General features: G+C 64.8%; 15 protein-coding genes and 1 pseudogene. 6 read left to right on the forward strand and 10 right to left on the reverse strand.

Annotation, left to right across the window (positions count from 1 at the left end; translation table 11 throughout):
• Positions 1–38 precede the first annotated feature (38 nt).
• Both EXR94_02735 and EXR94_02740 read right to left on the reverse strand, forming a co-directional pair.
• Positions 39–1,808: a serine/threonine protein kinase gene (locus EXR94_02735; protein ID MSR01646.1), complete on the reverse strand. Its 1,770-nt coding sequence runs from the start codon at positions 1,806–1,808 to the stop codon at positions 39–41.
• The gene (locus tag EXR94_02740) at positions 1,808–2,131 is read right to left on the reverse strand and encodes a hypothetical protein (GenBank protein ID MSR01647.1); all 324 of its coding nucleotides are present in this window, start codon (positions 2,129–2,131) and stop codon (positions 1,808–1,810) included. The genes EXR94_02735 and EXR94_02740 overlap by 1 nt, the downstream gene beginning before the upstream one ends.
• A 295-nt stretch (positions 2,132–2,426) precedes the next feature.
• On the opposite strand from EXR94_02740, the pseudogene EXR94_02745 reads away from it, so the two are divergent.
• A pseudogene (locus tag EXR94_02745) lies at positions 2,427–3,038 on the forward strand (carbonic anhydrase).
• Positions 3,039–3,182: 144 nt separating this feature from the next.
• Here EXR94_02745 and EXR94_02750 read toward each other — a convergent pair.
• Genes EXR94_02750 through EXR94_02765 form a run of 4 tightly spaced genes read right to left on the reverse strand, consistent with a single transcriptional unit; the run spans position 3,183 to position 6,555 of the window.
• A complete protein-coding gene (locus EXR94_02750) occupies positions 3,183–3,785 on the reverse strand; it encodes an HD domain-containing protein (protein ID MSR01648.1) in 603 nt (200 codons plus the stop codon).
• A gap of 14 nt (positions 3,786–3,799) precedes the next feature.
• A complete protein-coding gene (gene queE / locus EXR94_02755; protein MSR01649.1) occupies positions 3,800–4,435 on the reverse strand; it encodes a 7-carboxy-7-deazaguanine synthase in 636 nt (211 codons plus the stop codon).
• 6 nt (positions 4,436–4,441) lie between these two features.
• A complete protein-coding gene (gene queC / locus EXR94_02760) occupies positions 4,442–5,161 on the reverse strand; it encodes a 7-cyano-7-deazaguanine synthase QueC (GenBank protein ID MSR01650.1) in 720 nt (239 codons plus the stop codon).
• Complete coding sequence (locus tag EXR94_02765; GenBank protein ID MSR01651.1) at positions 5,158–6,555, reverse strand: TIGR01777 family protein; 1,398 nt, start codon at positions 6,553–6,555, stop codon at positions 5,158–5,160. The genes queC and EXR94_02765 overlap by 4 nt, the downstream gene beginning before the upstream one ends.
• Before the next feature lie 113 nt (positions 6,556–6,668).
• Here EXR94_02765 and speA point away from each other — a divergent pair, with 113 nt between their 5' ends.
• Together speA and EXR94_02775 are read left to right on the forward strand one after the other, a co-directional pair.
• Positions 6,669–8,540 (forward strand): biosynthetic arginine decarboxylase, encoded by a 1,872-nt coding sequence (gene speA / locus EXR94_02770; protein MSR01652.1) that lies wholly within the window; start codon positions 6,669–6,671, stop codon positions 8,538–8,540.
• Positions 8,473–11,286: a UPF0182 family protein gene (locus EXR94_02775; protein MSR01653.1), complete on the forward strand. Its 2,814-nt coding sequence runs from the start codon at positions 8,473–8,475 to the stop codon at positions 11,284–11,286. Before speA ends, EXR94_02775 begins: the two co-directional genes overlap by 68 nt.
• Positions 11,287–11,308: 22 nt before the next feature.
• Here the strand turns inward: EXR94_02775 and EXR94_02780 are convergent, their stop codons facing one another.
• Positions 11,309–12,592: a citrate synthase gene (locus EXR94_02780; GenBank protein MSR01654.1), complete on the reverse strand. Its 1,284-nt coding sequence runs from the start codon at positions 12,590–12,592 to the stop codon at positions 11,309–11,311.
• A 141-nt stretch (positions 12,593–12,733) separates the two neighbouring features.
• Between EXR94_02780 and EXR94_02785 the strand changes: the two genes are divergently transcribed.
• The gene (locus tag EXR94_02785; GenBank protein MSR01655.1) at positions 12,734–13,450 is read left to right on the forward strand and encodes a hypothetical protein; all 717 of its coding nucleotides are present in this window, start codon (positions 12,734–12,736) and stop codon (positions 13,448–13,450) included.
• Here EXR94_02785 and queF read toward each other — a convergent pair.
• Entirely contained in the window at positions 13,439–13,825 is a 387-nt protein-coding gene (queF, locus tag EXR94_02790) for an NADPH-dependent 7-cyano-7-deazaguanine reductase QueF (GenBank protein MSR01656.1), read from the reverse strand. The two genes, EXR94_02785 and queF, sit on opposite strands and share 12 nt — an antisense overlap.
• A gap of 72 nt (positions 13,826–13,897) precedes the next feature.
• Between queF and EXR94_02795 the strand changes: the two genes are divergently transcribed.
• Positions 13,898–16,072: a hypothetical protein gene (locus tag EXR94_02795; GenBank protein MSR01657.1), complete on the forward strand. Its 2,175-nt coding sequence runs from the start codon at positions 13,898–13,900 to the stop codon at positions 16,070–16,072.
• A 37-nt stretch (positions 16,073–16,109) separates the two neighbouring features.
• On the opposite strand, the gene EXR94_02800 is transcribed toward EXR94_02795, so the two are convergent.
• On the reverse strand, positions 16,110–17,981 hold the full coding sequence (locus EXR94_02800) for an acyl-CoA dehydrogenase (GenBank protein ID MSR01658.1): 1,872 nt from the start codon (positions 17,979–17,981) through the stop codon (positions 16,110–16,112).
• A gap of 24 nt (positions 17,982–18,005) precedes the next feature.
• Entirely contained in the window at positions 18,006–18,671 is a 666-nt protein-coding gene (locus EXR94_02805; GenBank protein ID MSR01659.1) for a TetR/AcrR family transcriptional regulator, read from the reverse strand.
• 584 nt (positions 18,672–19,255) lie between these two features.
• Here EXR94_02805 and EXR94_02810 point away from each other — a divergent pair.
• A complete protein-coding gene (locus EXR94_02810) occupies positions 19,256–19,756 on the forward strand; it encodes a ferritin (protein MSR01660.1) in 501 nt (166 codons plus the stop codon).
• The last annotated feature ends 15 nt before the right edge of the window (positions 19,757–19,771 follow it).

Consider the following 19,771-nt stretch of genomic DNA (forward strand, 5'->3'; position numbering starts at 1 on the left):
CAAACGCCGCCAGAATGTGACGCGCAATCCTGCAGGTGTCAAGATGGCGGCGGGTTCCGGGGCGGCCCGAGCCACCGTCGGATGACCTTGAGCCAGCCGGGGGTGGCCTTGGCCCGGAGGTCCCGGCGGGCGCCCCGGTTCAGCGCCTGGAGAAACTCCGACGCGGTCGGATAGCGGGCGTTCCGGTCCGCCTGGAGCGCCTGGCGAAGCACCTGGGCCACCTCCGCGCCGACTTCGGGCCGCTCGCCCATGAGGTCAGGCAGCTGGTTTGTGGTCTGCTTGGCCAGGACCACCTCGGGCCGGCTGCCGGCAAAGGGCGGATATCCGAGGAGCGCAAAGTAGGCCACTGCGGCCAAGCTGTAGAGATCGGTCCGGATGTCGATCCTGTCGCCGAGCAGCTGCTCGGGACTCGCGAACTGGGGGGTGCCGCTCCGGCTCGAGGCGCCGCCGAACTTACCCTGGCCGCGGAGCGCCAAGGCCAAGCCGAAATCGGTGACCTTGAGTCCGCCGGTTTTCGGGATCAGGATGTTTTCCGGCTTGATGTCGCGATGGACCAGGCCGCTCGAATGGGCGTGGGCCAGGGCGCCGAGGGCCTCCCGCAGCATCCACGTGACTCGGTCGAGTGGAAGGCGGCCTTCCTTTTCGACCAGCTGCGCTAAGTTGGAGCCCTCGACCAGTTCCATCGTGTACCACGAGACTCCGGAGCGTCCCCCGATGTCGTAGATGCTCACGATATTCGGATGGGTAACTCGGGCAGCCAATTGGGCTTCGCGACGAAATCGTTCGACGCTCTCCGGGTCTTGGATCATGGTCTGATGGAGGACCTTGAGGGCCACCATCCGCTCGAGCTGGAGGTCGCGGACCCGATAGACCCGGCCGAAACCGCCGGCGCCGATTTCGGCGAGGAGCTCGTAGTCGTCGCCGAACGCCCGACGAAGCCGTTTCTCCCAGGCTCGGGGGCCCTCTTCGCTGGTCGGCGGAAGCCGGGCATCCAACGTCGAGAGGGTTGTATAGGCACCCGCGTCCGAGGCAAAATCCTCGAGCATTTCCGAGGCGCTCAAGAACCGGGCTTCCGGGGCCGGCTGGAGCGCCCGGAGAATGACCCGTTCGAGGGCCTTGGAGCAGGCGGACCGAATCTTGGAGGGCGGGATCAGTTCTGCTGGATCTTCCGTCGGCTCAACGCCGGTTATGGCAAAATAAAGGACCGCTCCCGTCGCGTAGACGTCGGCGATCGCGTCGCCCATCGACCCGTCGCGGACTTCCGGCGCCATATAGACCCGCCCGGTCGGGATCTCGCCGGCTGGGATATGGGGCAGGGTGTAGCTGCAGAACCGAAGATCGGTGATGGTCCCCCGTCCGACGTTGTTGACGAGCAACGAAGTCGGGACGACGCGGCGGACCACGATGCCGTTGGCGTGGGCGTGTTCGATGGCGCGGAGGAGATCGCGCGCCAGGATGTGCACCTGGGGGATCGGCCGGGGCCCCCGGACGTTGGCCTGGCTCAATCCCTCGGCTTCGATCCAGTTGCCGATCCGGAAGGCCATGTCATCGACGATCCCGACATCGTACACATGACGGATGGCGGGGTGGTCGAGTTGGCCTAACGCCTCCGCTTCGCGGATGAACCAGGTCCGGAGTTGGTCGTTGCCGGAAAAATTGACCCGGACGCTGACCCGGCGGTTGAGAAGAGTGTCGCGGCCAACGAAGAGGACCCGCTCCGGTCCGGCGGCGACGAGCCGTTCCAGCCGATAGCGATGTCCGAGCCGTCGTTCGGTCTCACCGAACAGGGCAACCGGGTCGAGCGCCATCAGTCCTCGCCAGCGGTGACCACCATCGCCCCACCGTTCCGTTTGGCCGTATAGAGCGCGGCATCGATGACCACCTCGACTGAACCGGTGGTGTGCCGGGAGACCTCGACCTGGTTCGGGATCGGGGTGCTGGGCCCGAATCGCTGAACCGCCCGGCCCGTGGCCGTGATCGAGAACCAGGTGTGATCCGAATTGAGGCGTTCAGCCACGACTCGCCGGCAGCGCTCGAACAACTCGCCCTCCGACCGCGCCGGCCGGCCGGCCGGCGCAAACGCGCCGGTCAGCCCATCAATCCGCAAAGTGACAGGTTGCTCGATAGCCATGATCCAAACATAGAGTGGCCACCGTTCATCACAAAGTGCTCAAGTGGCTGGTGGGCTTTAGGTTCCGAAACCGCGGTCGATACTATTCGGAGCGACAGGAAGCAGACTCTATGCCAAGGAGAGCCGGATATTCGCGATGAAGCTGGTGGCCACGGGGGCCGCGTCGTTCAGTGGAGCATTGTTAGTTGGGGTGGTTGTCATGACGGGGCGGGAGGTCAAGCGGACCGGCGAAGATTTCTCGCAACTGGAACGAGCGGTCGATAGCCTCCGGTCGGCGCTGGCCCAAGCGATGCCGATGCGCGGGTTCGCGAAGGGCCGTCCGAACGTCGAGACCGATTTCAACGATGACCTCGAGAATCCCGTGCTGGATCCGACGGCGTTCGTCGATCCGCTGGCCAGCGTGGTCGGGCATGCCCGGATCGGGAAGAATGCCTACTTGGCCCCCTTCGCCTCGGTCCGCGGGGACGAAGGTCAGCCGATCTTCATCGGCGACGGGGCCAACGTGCAGGATGGGGCCGTCGTCCACGCCCTCGAAACCGTCCAGGATGGCAAAGAAGTTCCGGGGCGGACCTACAACGTCGGGGGCCGGGAGGACGCGGTCTATATCGGGAAGCGAGTCTCGCCGGCGCACCGAGCGTTGGTGTACGGTCCGGCCCGGGTCGATGACAACGTGTTCGTTGGAATGCAGGCCATGGTCTTCAAGGCCTGGGTCGGCGAGGGCGCCGTGATCGAGCCGGGGGCAAAAGTCGTCGGCGCTACGATTCCCGCTCATCGCTATGTCTCGGCGGGGCAGACGATCACCGATCAGAAGGTGGCTGACAAGCTGCCGGAGATTACCGACAGCTATCCCTTCCGGACCCTCAACGACGCGGTGGTCCACGTCAATACCTTCTTCGCTTCGGGCTACGGCCAACTGGCCACGGAGGCGTTGATCGCCGCCCGGGCCGCCGGCCCAGCGAAGGCTCCCGGAAAAGAGGCGGCACCGAGCGAGAAGAAGGAGAAGAGCGAGAAGTCCCCCGGCGGCGAAAAGAAGAAGCCGGAGCGCTAGTCGCTAGTCGGCCTCGCTGACCCGGAGGGCGAGCTCGGTCACCAAACGATCGAGCTCGCTCAACATCAGGGTCCGCCGCCAAGACGGGTGCCCTTGGAGGGCCCCGAGCAGACTGTTGAGCCACCACACCGTGTCATCGGGGGCCGGGGTACCGACTCCCTCGAGATATTCAACGCCGAGCCTCCGAACGGCTGTGAGCGCCGATCCGACCCGGTGGAGTTCCTCGGCCACGCAGAGATCCACCGCGATTTCGGAGGCGTCCATGATCCGGGTGAGGTGCTCCATCCGGTTGGCCTTCCAGGTCCGTTCCCGCCCCATGACGTCGAACCGAGGTTCGGCGGCTTCGCCGACCGCAAACGCCACGACCGGGCCGAATTTCCCCATGATGCTTCGCGCCAACGTGGCCTGGTCGGCATAGGGCGAGGCGTCGACGAGTTGCTTGAGAATGCCCGCGACGATCGTGGATTCGTCGGCGCCGTATCGCGCCAAGACCACGGCCACGCTGGAGGTCCGAATCAGGCAGGACTGCCCGTCGTAGCGGGACACCCGTTCGGGAAAGTGTTTCGCCGCGAAGGCGAAGGCGTGGTGAATGCGGTCGGAGTACACGGATTTGCCGGAGGTTACTTGAGCCCGGTCAACTTATGCGTTTGGAGCGAGAGACGCCACTCTGGATGCTGGAGACAGTATTCGATGGCGCGCTCGGTGTTTAGGGCCCGCGCCGGCCCGTCCATGGGCTGGAGGAACCGGTGGCTGAAGTGAAGACCGGCCACCTGCTCGGGCATCAGGGCTGGCTGGGGATACACGAGCTTCAGTTCGTTTCCGTCGTGCACGACCAAGGTCGCGTTGGCCTTGGGACTCACGCAGACCCAGTCGACGCCGGCAGGCACCGGGATGGTGCCATTGGTCTCGATCCCGATTTCAAATGACCGGCGGTGCAGGGCCTCGATCAGCGGCCCATCGAGTTGAAGGAGCGGCTCTCCGCCGGTACAGACGACGTACTTCGTGCCGCCGACGGCTCCCGCCGGCCACGCCGCCAAGACCGCATCGGCCAGTTCCTCCGCGGTCGGGAACCGGCCGCCGCCCTCCCCATCGGTGCCAAAGAAGTCGGTGTCGCAGAACTGGCAAATGGCCCGCTCCCGGTCGGCCTCTCGCCCGCTCCACAAGTTGCACCCCGCAAACCGGCAAAACACCGCCGCCCGCCCAGTATGCGCCCCCTCGCCCTGAAGGGTATAGTAGATCTCCTTCACCCCGTACATGCGAGCCTATGCTCCCCGAGTGCCGAGTGCCGAGTGCCGAGCGCCGAGTGCTGAGCCCGGATCCACCATCCCGACCTCGGCGAACCCTTGGAGGCGGATCAGACACGAATCGCACCGTCCGCACGATCGGCCGGCCTCGTCGAGTTGGTAGCAGCTTCGGGTCAACCCATAGTCGACGCCCAGGGCCAATCCGCGCCGGATGATATCCGCCTTCGAGAGCCAGATCAGGGGTGTGTGGATCGTCGTCTTCCGGCCGCCGGCCGTTGCCGCTTTGGTGGCCAGGTTGGCCATGGCCTGGAAGGCGGCGATGTACTCCGGGCGGCAGTCCGGGTAGCCACTGTAGTCGACCGCATTCACGCCAATCACGATTTCGGTGGCCTCGAGGACTTCGGCCCATGCCAAGGCATAGGCGAGGAAGATGGTATTGCGGGCCGGGACGTAGGTAATCGGGATGGTCGTGGCCGGCTCACCGGCGGGCCGGCCTTCAGGCACCGGGATGTCGGCGGTCAAGGCCGAGCCGCCGAAGGCTCGGAGGTCGATATCGACGATCCGGTGCTCAATCACGCCCTGACGAGCCGCCACGGCCATGGCGGCGTCGATCTCGGCCGCGTGTCGCTGTCCGTAGCGGAAGGACAGGGCGTACGGATCGAGCCCGAGCGCCTTGGCCACCGCCAGGGCCGTTGCGGAATCGAGGCCCCCGCTCAGGAGGACGACGGCCTTGGTCATACCGGGCCTCGGCCGAGCTCGTGTTCCAGCGCCGCCGTCAGCGTGGTGTGGCGGAAGTGGTAGCCGGAGTCGATCAGCCGGCTCGGCGCAACCCGGGTGCTGGCCAATAAGCCCTCATCGGCCAGCTCGCCAAACAGCAAGCGGAGCACCGGCGCCGGGACGCCGAACCACGCCGGGCGGTGGAGGACCCGGCCCAGGGTCTTGGTGTATTCGGCGTTGGTCACGGGTTCGGGGGCGACGACGTTGACCGGCCCGGTCACGTCCGTCTGGAGCAAGTGAACCAAGGCTCCGACGCAGTCCTCGAGGCTGATCCAACTGGTCCATTGGCGGCCGGTCCCGAGAGTGGCGCCGGCCCCGAGGGAAAACGGCACCAGCATCTTACCCAAGGCGCCGCCGGCGGGAGACAAGATGATTCCGAACCGGGCGTGGACCACCCGGACGCCCGCCTCGCGGGCCGCCGTGGTCGCTCGTTCCCAGGCCTGACCGACGTCCGCCAGGAATCCCGTCCCGGCCGGCGCCCCTTCGCCGAGGATCTCGTCACCCCGGCTGCCGTACCAGCCAACGGCCGACGCCGAGATCAAAACCCGAGGCCGGGGCGATGCGGCCGCGATGGCCCGTGCCAACGTGGTGGTTCCCGCGATTCGGCTCGACCGAATTCGGCGTTTCCGCTCCTCGGTCCAGCGACCATCGGCGATACTCTCGCCGGCCAGGTGGACCACGGCGTCGACGCCGCCGAGCGCGGCCGGATCGAGCCGGCCGGTGTCGGGGTCCCAGAAAATTTCCCCGGCTTCGGCCGGACGCCGGACCAAGCGAACGACGGGGTGCCCGCCGGTGGTCAGCAACGCCACCAACGCCCGGCCGACGAGTCCCGAGGCACCGGTTACGGCAACCGTCAGCCGGGGTTGACTCTGGAACCCTCGGTGGAGGGCGAGGTCCGCGGCGGTGACGTCGTGGCGAAACCGCAGGGTATGCCGGAGCTTGGCACGGACAAAGGGCTCGGCGAGTTCGCCTAACGGTCCGCCGGGCAGCTCGACGTCGATTCGATCGACCAAGGCCGACCGGCCGGCGTCGAGCGGTTCGAACCGGTGCTCATGCCGCCACCGGGCGAAGGGGCCCTTTTCCTGGACGTCGACGAACCCGCGGCCCGGCTCGACCCGCTCGTGCCGGGCTACCCAGTCGGTGGTCACCGGGCCTACGGTGAGCCGAAGGAGGGCCCGGCTGCCCTCCACGAGCCCTGGGTGGGGGGCCCGGAGGCGGACCGACTCCCAGGGCGGGACCAGCCGCTCAAAGGCCCCCGGTCTCGCGTGCCACGCGAAGACCTCCCCGGCCGGGGAGTCGATTTCGGTTCGGCGCTCGATGATCATGTCTGGAAGATAGCCAGCCGCCACTCGCATGCGGGCGCCCGCGTTCGTAGATTGAGGCCCCAATTCGTTCGATCTGTAGCCGAGGGGTTGCCGTGAGTGTTCCGTCTGGCTGGTCCGCCAAGGATGCCGAGAAGCTGTACAACATGGCCGGGTGGGGGCAGGGGTTTTTTCGGGTCAACGCTGAGGGGCATGTGGCCGTTCATCCCGACCCGAAAAATGGCCCGGCGTTGGACCTGTACCGGCTCGCCCTCGATCTCAACGCCCAGGGTGTCCAGCTGCCCCTCCTGATCCGTTTCTCCGACATTCTCCGGTCCCGCATCGAATTGTTGGCGCACGAGTTCAAACGGGCCATCGATGAGTTCGGCTATACCGGCCACTACAACACGGTGTACCCGATCAAAGTCAATCAACAGCGCCACGTGATCGAGGAAATCGTCCAGTTCGGAGCGCCGTTTGGGCTCGGTCTCGAATGCGGGAGCAAGCCGGAACTCCAGGCCGTGATGGGGATCACCGACCGGGCGGACCATTTGATCGTCTGCAACGGGTACAAGGACGAGGAGTTTCTTCGGTTCGCTCTCATGGCGCAGAAACTCGGCCACCGGGTGTTCATTGTGCTCGAGCAGCTCAATGAACTTGATGTGGTGCTGAAGATGGCCGACGAACTCGGCGTCGAGGCCACGATCGGCGTCCGGATCAAACTCGCCACCGAAGGCGCCGGACGGTGGGCCAAGAGCGGCGGGGAGAAGTCAAAGTTCGGTCTGAGTGCCCCGCAATTGCTCCGGCTCTTGGAACGGCTGAAGGAGCTTGGCAAGCAGGACATGCTCAAGATGCTGCACTTCCACCTGGGCAGTCAAATTACCGACATTCGGTACATCAAGGCCGCCCTCGAAGAGATCGGGCGGTTCTACGCCGAGATCCGGGAAATGGGTTTTGACTTGTCGCATCTCGATGTCGGCGGCGGACTCGGAGTCGACTACGAGGGATCTCGAACGACCCGGGCGGCGAGCATGAACTACACGCCCCGCGAGTATGCCAATGACATCATTTACGGTTTGGGCACCATCTGCAAAGAGCAGAACATGCCGATGCCGAATATCATTTCGGAGTCGGGCCGGGCGCTGACGGCCCATCATGCCTTGCTGCTGATCAACGTCACCGATGTCGAGGCGCAGACCGAGCCGCAGGTGCCGCCGCTCCGGGAAGCCCCCCACCGGGTTTTGGTCGAGCTGCACGAAAATCTCGAATCCCTGACGCTTGACCGGGTCGAGGAAGCCTTCCACGATGCGATCGCGGCTAAAGAACGGGTCCAGGAACTGTTCGCGAGCGACGCCATCTCCCTCCGGGAGCTGGCCGATATCGAAGAGCTCTATCTCTGCACCATCAACGCCATCGCCAAGCTGATTGCATCCGACCGGGCCGCGTTCCCGGAGGTCGTCAATCATATCGAGTCGGCGCTGGTCGATCGGTACTTCTGTAATTTCTCGATCTTCCAGTCGCTCCCGGACAACTGGGCCATCGATCAACTCTTCCCGATCATGCCGATCCATCGGCTCGACGAGGAGCCGATCCGCCGGGGAACCCTCCAGGATGCGACCTGTGATTCGGATGGGGTCATCGACCGGTTCGCCGGCGGGCGGAAGGGCAAACCGTGCCTTGAGCTCCATCCCCATCGGCCGGGCGAACCCTACATTCTCGGGATCTTCCTGACGGGCGCCTATCAAGAGATTCTGGGCGACCTCCACAATCTGTTCGGCGACACCAACGCCGTGCACATTCGGGCCACCGAGACCGGGTATGAGATTACCGACCTGGTTCACGGCGACACCGTGACCGAAGTCCTCAACTACGTCCAGTTTAGCGGGAGCGATCTCCTCGCCAACTTCCGCCGCAAAGTGTCGAATGCCCAGAGCCTGAGTCGCGCGGAGGCCAACGCCTACATCGCCGATTATGTCGCCGGGCTCGAGGGGTACACCTACCTGGAAGGCGATATTCCGATCGCCGAGCCGGTCCGGTAAACGGACCCAAGGATTCTCGATGTCTGCGCGTCGGCTGGGCCTCATGTTCGGGATCGCCACTCTGCTGGCGATCGTGGTGGTCTTTCCACTCGGGAGCCGGGCGCTCACCGACTGGTGGTGGTTCAAGGAAACCGGGTACCAGGTCGTCTTCACGACCGAACTGGCGACGACGGCGGCCCTCTTTACGGCCGTGGGTCTCGTCAGTGCGTGGGTGGTCTACCTCAATCTCCGGATCGCCCAGCGAGGCCTGGTTCCGTACCCTGTGACGGTCGGCGCGATTGGCCAAGGGCCGGTGGTCAATCTCGCCACGCTGCTGGGCCGGCTGACGGTGCCGGTGTCGCTCGGCGTCGGCCTCCTGTTCGGGTTCGCGGTCACCCCGGCATGGCAAGTGGTGCTTGCCGCCCTTCATCGGACGCCCTTTGGGGCGGTCGACCCGGTGTTTTCGCACGACATCGGCTTCTATGTCTTTATCCTGCCGGCCCTCTCCGCGGGGCTCACGCTCGCGTCCAGTCTGATCGTGATCTGCCTCCTGGTGCTTCTCCCGGTCTATTGGACCCGGGGTGACATCATTCTCCGGCCGCGGGTTGTTCGGATTGAACCCTCCGCGGGTATTCATCTCGGCGTCGTCCTCGCGGCCGTGCTCGTCATCTGGGCCCTCCAACTCTGGTTCGTGGACGCACCGAGTCTGGTGTTCTCGAACACGGGGCCCCTGATCGGCGCGAGCTACACCGACTTACATGCCCGGCTCCCGGCGATCCGTCTCTCGGCGGTCGTGGCCCTGATCGGCGCTGGATTGGTTGGGGTGGGGGCGGCCCTCCGCCGACTCCCGCGCTATGCCCTGGTGGCCCTGGGCGGCTATCTCGCGGTGGCGTTCGTTGGCCGAGGGCTGATTCCGCTCGCGATTCAAAAGCTCGTGGTCGCGCCAACCGAGTTGACCCGGGAGAGCACCTATCTCGGGTATCATATCGACGCGACCCGGCGAGCGTGGGGACTCGACAGCGTGGACGTCCGGGAGCTCCAGGGCGAAGCCAGCCTCAGCCTGGCCGACATCCGGGCCAACGCGCCCACGATCGACAACGTCCGGCTGTGGGACCGCGATCCGCTGCTCCAAACCTTCGGCCAGCTCCAGGAAATCCGGACCTACTACGATTTCGTCTCGGTCGATGATGACCGGTATTGGATTGATGGCAAGTACCGGCAGGTGCTCCTCTCGCCCCGGGAGCTCAATCCAGCGTCGCTGCCGACCCGGACCTTCATCAACGAGCGGCTGACGTTTACCCACGGCATGGGACTGACGCTTGCACCGGTCAATCAGGTCACCATTGAAGGCCTGCCGGTCTTGTTTATCAAGGACCTGCCACCCGCCTCGACCGGCTCGCTGAAAGTCACCCGGCCCCAGATCTACTACGGCGAAATGGAGGGCGGCTACGCCTTCGTCGGGACCAAACAACGAGAATTCGATCACCCCGCCGGTGACGCCAACGTCTATTCGGTGTATAGCGGTTCCGGAGGGATCCGGGTCGGCAACCTATTGCGGAGGCTGGCTCTGGCGGCCCGGTTCGGCAGCTCGGAGATTCTCTTTTCGCAGGACATCACGAGTCAGAGCCGGGTGCTCTTTCACCGGAACATCAAGGAACGGGCCTCCTTGGCGCTCCCGTTCCTGCGGTTCGACCAGGACCCCTATTTGGTCATTGCCGCTGATGGGACGCTGGTCTGGATTCTCGATGCCTACACCAGCACCAGCCGGTACCCGTACTCCCAGCGTTTGACCGACGGCACGAGCTACATGCGGAACGCGGTCAAGGTGGTGATTGACGCGTACGATGGGTCGATCAAAGCCTACGTCAGTGCGCCGTCCGATCCGCTGATTCAGACGTGGGCCAAGATTTTTCCCGGAATCTTTCTCCCCCTCGACCAGTTGCCGGCCGACCTCCGGAGCCACCTCAGGTACCCCGACGAGATCTTCCGGATTCAGACCTCGCTCTACTCGACCTACCATATGGAGGCGCCCGAGGACTTCTACCGCCGGGAGGATCAGTGGCAAATTCCAGTAGTGGCCGAGACCAGTGGATCGGTGCCGTTCATGCGCCATATGGTGATGCGTTTGCCGGAGGAGTCCAAGGCCGAGTTCGTCTACATGGTACCGTTCACGCCCCGGGGGAAGGACAACCTGGCCGCCTGGATGGTGGCCCGGAACGACGGCGACGTCTACGGTAAACTTCGGGTGTACCAGCTCTCGCGCCAGAGTCTCGTCTACGGGCCCCAACAGATTGAGAACCGGATCAATCAGGATACCGAGATTTCCCGCCAGGTGTCGCTCTGGGACCAGCGCGGCTCCAAGGTCATCCGAGGCGACTTGTTGGTGATCCCGATCGAGAAGGCGCTGCTGTACGTCCAGCCGCTCTACCTCCAGGCGGAAGGGGGCCGGATCCCCGAGCTCAAGCGGGTGGTCGTTGCCTATCAGAATCAGGTGGTCATGCAGGAGACGCTGGAGGGGGCTCTGGCGGAGCTCTTTGGCGGTTCGACGGAATCTCCCGCCCGCCCAACGGACCCGACCACCGCCGTAGCTCGTGGTGCAGAGTCAACACAGTCGTCGGACTCGTCGGCCCTGATTGCGGAAGCCCGGCGGCGGTTTACCAATGCGATTCAGGCGCAGCGGGACGGAGACTGGGCAAGGTATGGCGAGGAGATCAAACAACTCGGGCAAATCCTCGAACGCCTCGAGGCGGCGAAGGCCAGGCCGTAAGTCACGGCCTGGCCAATGTGGATTATTTCCGCTGGCCGATCGGAACGAAATCCCGGGCGTCCGGACCGGTGTAGATCTGGCGCGGCCGGGCAATCTTCTGATCCTTGTCCTTCAACATCTCTTCCCACTGGCTGAGCCACCCGGGCAGGCGCCCAACGGCGAACAACACGGTGAAGTAGTCGGTCGGGTACCCCATGGCTTGATAAATCAGCCCTGAGTAGAAATCGACGTTCGGATAGAGCTTCCGCTTGATAAAATACTCGTCCTCGAGCGCAATCCGTTCCAACTCCAACGCGATCTCGAGTTTCGGGTTGAGGCCGGTCTCCGCAAAGACATCGTCGGCGGTCTTCTTGATGAGCTTGGCCCGCGGATCGTAGGATTTGTAGACCCGGTGGCCGAAGCCCATCAGCCGGCCTTCGCCATTCTTGACGCTCTCGATGAACGCCGGAATGTTCTTTTTGTGGCCGATCTGGTCGAGCATCTCCAGGACGGCTTCGTTCGCTCCGCCGTGGAGCGGGCCGTAGAGCGCGGCCACCCCGGCTGACACCGCCGAATACGGATCGACGTGCGACGACCCGACCGAACGGACGGCGCTCGTCGAGCAGTTCTGCTCGTGGTCGGCATGGAGAATGAGTAGAATCTCGAGCGCCCGCTGCAGTACCTTGTTCGGCTGGTGCTGCCCGCCGATCGAGAACATCATGTTGACGTAGTTGCCGATGTAGTCGAGGTCGTTGCGGGGGAACTCGTAGGGCAGACCCCGCGAATGCCGGAAGATGAACGCCGCGAGCGTCGGCATCTTGGCCATCAGGCGGACCCGCTGGACGTAGCGGTTGGCCGAGTCGTCGATGTGCTTGGCGTCGGGGTAGAACGTGGACATCGCGGCCACCGCACCGACCATCATTCCCATCGGATGCGCGTCGTAGCGGAAGCCCTCGAGGAACTTGATGATGTTGGTATGGACGTAGGTGTGGTACCGGATGTCTTCGGTCCATTTGTCCAGCTGGGCCGGTGTCGGCAACTCACCCTCGGCCAGCAGATAGGCCACCTCGAGGAACGTAGCCTGCTCGGCCAGCTGTTCGATCGGGTATCCTCGGTAGCGGAGGATCCCTTTGTCGCCGTCGATGTAGGTGATCGCGCTCCGACACGCCGCCGTGTTCATGAAGGCGGGGTCGTAGGTCATCAACCCGAAGTCATCGGCATCGGTCTTGATGTTGCGAAGGTCCACCGCCTTGATCGTTCCCTCGGCGATCGGGACCTCGTAGCTCTTGCCGGTCCGGTTGTCGGTAATAGTGAGGCTGTTGGCCACCGCGAACCTTCTTTCCAAGGGTGGGGTGCTCTCGAAGCGCGGCGCGTCGAGATCGCGACTGGAAAGTAAGCGAGGTCGCGATGCCTTTCGAGTCCCGGAAAGTATCGGCCGGGCCGTGGGGCCCTTGAGTAGATTGGGTCCATGACCCTGACCGCCTCCGACCGGCTGGCCGGCCTCAGTCTGGGGCTTGGCCTTGGGCCTGAGATCGCGGCCCTAGCGACCGGCGAGCAGGTTCTGGGATCGATGCTCCTTGAGGAGCTTTCGAGGCCCGACTTCGAGCTTGGCCGGGTGGTCGCGCGGTGGGTGGAAAACCTCGACCGGCCGTTCGAGTGCCCGGTCGTGGCCCGGTCGCTCGCCGAGTTGGCCCGGACCGGCGCTCCGCCGGCGGAGGCCGCTTTTGGGCCGGGCCTCGGGGCGGCCGTGGTCGCTCTGGCGGGGGCAGCCCGACTGTTTCAAACGCCTCGAAATTTGGTGTCCGGGATCTACCACCTGGCCCGCCTGCTCGACCCCCACCCCGTGGGAGGGTACTCGGCCGTCGCGGTTGGGGTCGCGGCCAGTCGGCTTCTTCAGGGCAAGCGGGATTTCGTGCCGGAGGTGCTCGATGTCTTGCTCGCCAACGAGGCACCGGAACACTTGATTGGGGAGATTCGCCGAGCGCCGGTCTGGGTTCGAACGATGCCAACCGGCGGCCCCGCCGCCGCTCCGGAGGCGCTATTGGGGACCGTGTTCTGGGCCCTCCATCACCTGGGGTCGGCTCCCCGGGTCCTGGACGCCCTGGTACCCCTGGGGCCCTTGGCCCGGACCATCGGCCGCGCCCTCCTCGGCGCGCGTGACGGCCCCCCGGCGCTAGCGGGGTAGGGTCACCGAGCAGGTCGTCTCGAACCCGCCGCGAATGTTGTAGAGGGTCTTGACGGTCAGGCGTTTGGGAGCCAGGACCCGGAACAGGTCTTCGGCAATCCGGGCGGTGGCGTGCTCCTGGAAGATCCCGACGTTCCGATAGCTGGTCACGTAGTATTTGAGACTCTTGAGCTCGATGCAGCAGGCGCCCGGGGTATAGGCGATCGTGAGGGTGGCGAAGTCAGGGAGCCCGCTGTAGGGACAGACGGCGCTGAATTCGCGGGTTTCGGTCACGATGTCTTGGTCCGGGCCCTCGTAGGCGAAGGTCTCGAGCCTGGCCACATCGATATGTTCGGGGCCCACAAAGGGGACGGTACGTCCTTCGGCTGTCGCCATGATTCCTCCGGTTTGCTGGAATCTAGTCGCTCCGGTGTAGCCGGGAACCCAATCCAGGAGTAGCATCTCGGCATGCTTCTGATCTTCGCAGCGTTGCTGGCGGCCCCGGCCCCGGCCGACACCATTGATTTGACCCCGGGTCTCGTCATTACCAAGAGTGTCGTCATTCGCCCCGCCCCGTACCGGCTTCAGCCCCTGGCAGAGGACTCGGCCGTGATCCGGATCAAGGGCGACGGGATCGAGGTCAATTTCGCGGGTTCGATGCTGATCGGGTCGGCCTACGCCGCCGATCCCGACCGAGGCCAGGGGATCGGGGTGCTGATCGAAGGCGGGCGGAATATCACGCTTCGGGGCGCGAACATCCGCGGCTACAAGATCGGGGTGCTGGCCCGCGGGGTGGTCGGGCTCTCGTTGCTGGACAATGACGTGAGCTACAACTGGAAGCCGCGGCTCTGGAGCGGGATCGGTCACGAGAGCCTGGTCGACTGGCTCTCGTTTCACCACAACGAGAAAGACGAGTGGCTCCGGTTCGGCGCCGGATTCTATTTGGCCGACGTCCAAGGCGGCGAGATTCGCGGCAATGTCGCGATCCAAAGCATGAACGGCCTGCTCTTGGTCCGTTCATCCAAGCTTGAGGTGTGGAACAACAATTTCTCCTATCTCTCGGGGCTCGGCATCGGTCTCTATCGCGCCACGGACAACCGGATCATGCACAATCGGGTCGACTATGCGATTCGCGGGTACCGCCACGGGATCTACGCGAGAGGCCAAGACTCCGCGGCGCTCCTGCTCTACGAACAAAGCTCCCGGAACGTCGTGGCCTACAACTCGATGACCCACTCGGGGGACGGGCTTTTCCTCTGGGCTGGCCAATCAACGATGGATACCGGGCAGGGAGGGGCCAACGACAATCTGATCTTCGGCAATGATTTCAGCTTTGCCGCCACTAACGGGATCGAGGCCACCTTCAGCCGGAACCGGTTCATCGGCAATCTCGTGGAGGGGGCTCAGTACGGGATGTGGGGCGGCTACAGCTATGCATCGGAGATCCGGAACAATCGGTTCAAGAACAACGTGACCGGCATCGCGATTGAACATGGTCAGGACAACAAGATCCTGGCCAACGACTTCGAGGGTGACCAGACCGCCATCCGCCTCTGGTGGAACCCGATCGAGCCATCCGACTGGGGCTACCCGAAGAGTCGGGACACCAAGAGCCGCACCTATACGATCGACGACAATCGGTTTCTCGGCACCAAGGTCGCCCTCGCCCTCGAGAACACTCAGAAGACCGTCCTGCTCCGCAATAAATACTTTGGGGTTGACACCCTCGTCCGGACCAAGGGCGACACCGCCGGCTTCCGCCGTGACGCCCGCCGGAGCGGGATGGCTGCGTTGCCGTTGGCCCCGTGGCGCCCGAACCCCCGCGATCCCGCGGCGCCGCCACCCTTGGCCAAGGCCGTGGATCCGTTTTCACTCGATGCCCCAGAGCGGGGCCGGGCCGGGATCTTGATCGATGAGTGGGGGCCGTACGATGGACGGGCCCCGAAAGCCTGGCCGGTTCGGGACGCCGACAGCGCGGTCGTGCTGGGGCAGGTGGCCTACCGGATCATCGGGCCGGCCGGCGCCTGGCACCTGGTGGCGGCCCGTGGAGCCGTGGTGAACCGGACCATGGGAAAAGTGGGTGACACGCTCCTGGTCACCCCGGCGGCCGGTCCGGTCGTTGACGTCGATATCGAGTTAGAGCACCAGGGTGACGCGGTGGTGAGTTCCGACGGTGCCGTCGGGAGGGCAGGCGACCCCTACCGGTTTCGGCTCCGAAGGTTTCTCGCCCCGATCGATTGGACGGTCCAGGCCTTTGCCTGGGACAGCACGACCGATCCGCGGAAGGAGGGCGACCGGCACCGGGCCGCATTCAAGACGTCGCCGCTCGCGACCCGGCGGGACTCACTGCTCGACTACGTGTGGTCTACTCCAAAACACCCCGGGTTTCCCGCCCAGCGGTTCCTGGTCGCCGCCGAAGGCACGGTCGACCTCCCCAAGACTTCCGAGTACCAGCTCGTGACCATCAGCGACGACGGAATCCGCGTCTGGATCGACAACAAACTCGCCATCGACCACTGGTCACCCCACGAATCCGCCGTCGACCAAGTGGAGATCAAGCCCGGCAAACACCGCCTCCGGGTCGAGTACTACCAAGTCGACGGCTGGGTCGAACTCCGAGTCGAAATCCGCCGCCGCCCGTAACCCCAACGCCCGCCGCCGAGCGCCGAGTGCCGAGCCCTTACCCCTCCCACCCCGCAATGCCCTCCTCGATCCACACATGCTTTCTGGCGATGACATCCTGCGCCAACCGGTACGCCTGATCGTCGTCGTTCCCGAAGATCTCCTCGAACTTGACCGCCACCCGCCGAGAAGCCTGGCGGCAAAAGAGGTCCGCTAGCTCAACCGCCGCCCGATTCGAGGGATCCTTCTTCAGCATCATCTGGGCTTTGGACACCGTCGCGCTGATCGCAAAGAGCTCGGCGCCGATCTCGACCATCCGGAACAGCACGGCCTGCTTCTTCTCGAGCCGCGGGCCGAACCGGATCATCGAGTGGAACAGGTTCCGGGCCAGCCGACGGGATGCCCGGTTCACGAACCGGAGATGCTTCGCGAGCCCGCCGAACTCCGAGTACCGCGGCCAGAGACTCCAGCCGAAATACTGGCTCGGATACCACCAGGCGTAGAAGAGCCCGGCCTTGAGCAACGAACCGAGCTTCTCGCCGACGGACGACCGGGGGTCGATCAGCTTGCCGGCCACCTTGAGGTGGGTGTCGACCGCTTCGCGGGCGATGAACAACCGCATGATCTCGGACGAACCCTCGAAGATCAGGTTGATCCGCCAGTCGCGGAGCGCCCGCTCAACGGGGTCGGGCCGTTCACCGCGGCTCTTCAAGGAATCAGCGGTCTCATAGCCCCGGCCGCCCCTGATCTGCAGGGTATCGTCCACGATTCGCCAACCGGTCTCGGAGTTCCACATCTTGGCAATCGCCGCTTCGAGGCGGATGTCGGTTTGGGGCCGGTCGGACAGTAGCGAGCAGAGGTCGCTCACGGCATCCATCGCAAAGGTCTCCGAGGCCATCCGGCCCAGCTTCTGCGCAATCGCGTCGTGCTTGCCGATCGGCTGGCCCCACTGGACCCGCTCCCCGGCCCACTTCCGGGAAATCTCGAGCAGGCGTTTGGCTCCGGTGACGCAACTGGCCGGCAACGTCAACCGGCCGGTGTTGAGCGTAATCAAGGCGAGTTTGAGCCCTTTGCCTTCGCCCCACAAGACGTTCTCCACCGGCACCTTCACATCGTGGAAGCGGAGCAGGCCGTTTTCGAGCGCCCGGAGCCCCATGAAGTGGAGCCGATTCACCACTTCGATGCCGGGCCAGTTCGCCTCGACGATAAACGCCGTGATCGCCTTCGGGCCGGTTCGCGCCATGACCACCATCACATCGGCCACGGTCCCATTGGTGCACCAGAGCTTCTCGCCCGAGAGGATCCAGTGCTTCCCGTCCTCGCTGAGCGTGGCCGTCGTCGACAGCCCGGCGGGATCCGACCCGGCGTTGTTCTCGGTCAGCGCAAACGCCGAGATTGCCCCCTTGGCCAATTGCGGGAAGTATTTCTTCTTCTGCTCCGGCGTGCCGAACAGCTTGAGTGGTACCGGGACGCCGATCGATTGACTGGCCGAAAGCAGAGCGGTGACGTTGCCGCAGACCGACGCCGCCATCGCGACGGCCCGGGTATACATCAACTGGCTCAGCCCCTTGCCGCCATACTCGGTCGGGATCTTGATGCCGAACGCGCCCAGCTGCTGGAGGCCCAACACCACCTCCGGCGGCACTTTGCCGTCCCGGTCGATGGCGTCGCCGTCGACATGCTCCAGAAGGAACTTCTCCAGGGCGTCGAGGAACGGTTTGGCCTGGGCCACGTCCTCGGCCTTCGGCTCGGGGTAGGGATGGATCAACCGGAGGTCGAGTGTCCCCTCGAACAGTTCCTTGACGAAGCTTGGGTTCCATTCGATTTCCCGGGCGGCCTCCGCAAGATCGCGGGCCGCCTGCTCGGCGGCGCGACCGGAAGCCGGGGGCGCGTTCTTGGAATCGACGGGGTTCGATGCGACGCTGGTCATGATGGGCGTTCCTGGAGGAAGGGCCTAACGGGCATGAGTCGCACTCCGGCGGGCCATCAGCCAGCCGGACAACAATTCGGTCACGTGCTGCTTCCGGCGGGCAAAGAACCCGGGCGCGGTGGGGTCGAGCCCAATGACGCGTCCGAGGGTTTCGCCCTGAAGGTGCGGGAACCAGGTGAGGGCGATCAGACTGAAGAGCATGTGGGTGACCTCCGCCGGTTCGACTTCCTCGAGACCGAGTTCCTGGGTCAGCGCCGAGATCATTTCCTGGCCGGTTACCAAGGACAAGGGCAACCCATCGAGGGTCCGGCCATCCCCTAACGCCTCGCGCTGAATCAGCCGGACGAACGTCGGCCGGGCGGCCACGAAGTCGAAATAGTCCGACACGGCGCCGGCGAGGATCACCTCGGGCGTTTCTCCGCTGGCGAGGGCCCGGTCCCGCCCCACCCGGACCGCCTGTCGGACCGCCTCGAAGCACCGCTCCAGTACCGCGTGGTGCAACTCGCCTTTGGAGCCGAAGAAGTAGCCCGGCGTGGCGCGCGACAACCCGGCTTCCCGGCCGACGTCGTTCAGGCTGGTGGCCGCGTAGCCCCGCTCGGCAAACAGCCGCTCCGCCGCGTCGAGAATCAGCTCGCGCGAACGAGAGGCGTTCCGTTCCTTGTCTGGGGGTGGGGCGGGGATCGTTGTCATAGTCTACTTGCTGGTCGGCAAGCAAGTTATAACTCGTTACTCTCAATCGCAATAGCTCCACAATCGTCGGCTCCCGTCGGTATCTTTCCGGCGGTTTCCTGGCGCACCGAGGTCCCATGCCCGACAAAGTGTGCGCCGGTTGCGCCGTCCCCCTTCAGCGCGATGCGGCGTTTTGCCCCTCTTGTGGCAAGCCGGTGCCCGGCGTTGAGCCCACGACTTCAAGACCCGCCAAAGCAGTCGGACACTGGCGCAGCTGATCGACACCGATCGGGCCGTGTTGGCCATTGCCCGCCAACTGCTCGCCGGGCTCCGCGCCCGCCGCCGGGTGGCCGCGAGGCTGATCGGAATCGGGCTGACTCGGCTCCAGGCGCCGGCGCCCACCGCCCAACTGACCCTGCTCGGGGCGGGCCCCGAGACGGTCGAGACCGACCGCGACCGCGCCGTGGCCGGTGCGATGGACACCATCACCACTCGGTTCGGCCGCGATGCGGTCAGGCCGGCCCGCCTGACCCGGAAGCGGTCCAACCCACAGGAGTCCGGCGGCCCCCAGTATATTTGTTCGGTCTCTTCCTACCCGGATGGTTATGCGAATCACCGTGCACATGCAGAAGGCCCTGAACGAGCAGATTGCTAAAGAGTTCGGCGCCTCCTACCTCTACCTCTCGATGGCCGCCTACTTCGCCGAAAAGAACTTCAATGGGTTTGCCAATTGGATGCGGATGCAAGCCTCGGAAGAAACCAATCACGCCTTGAAGCTGTTCCAGTTCGTCGAGGACCGCGGTGGCCGGGTCACGCTGGAAGGTATCGACCGGCCGCCGCCGGATTTCCCCTCGCCGATCGCCGTGTTCGAACACGCCCGCGACCACGAGACCAAGGTCTCCGCCGGCATCAACCAACTGTTCGAACTCGCGGCCACCGACAAGGACTGGGCCACCCAGGCCACTCTCCAGTGGTTCATCACCGAACAGGTCGAAGAGGAGAAGACCTCCTCTGAAATCGTGGCCACGCTCCGGATGATCGGCGACAACGCCTCGGGGCTCTACATGTTCGACAAGGAGCTGGGCCGGCGCGGCTCCAGCGACTGAGGCTCCGGTGAACGA

The organism is Gemmatimonadota bacterium, assembly GCA_009692115.1.
Lineage (GTDB): Bacteria > Gemmatimonadota > Gemmatimonadetes > Gemmatimonadales > GWC2-71-9 > SHZU01.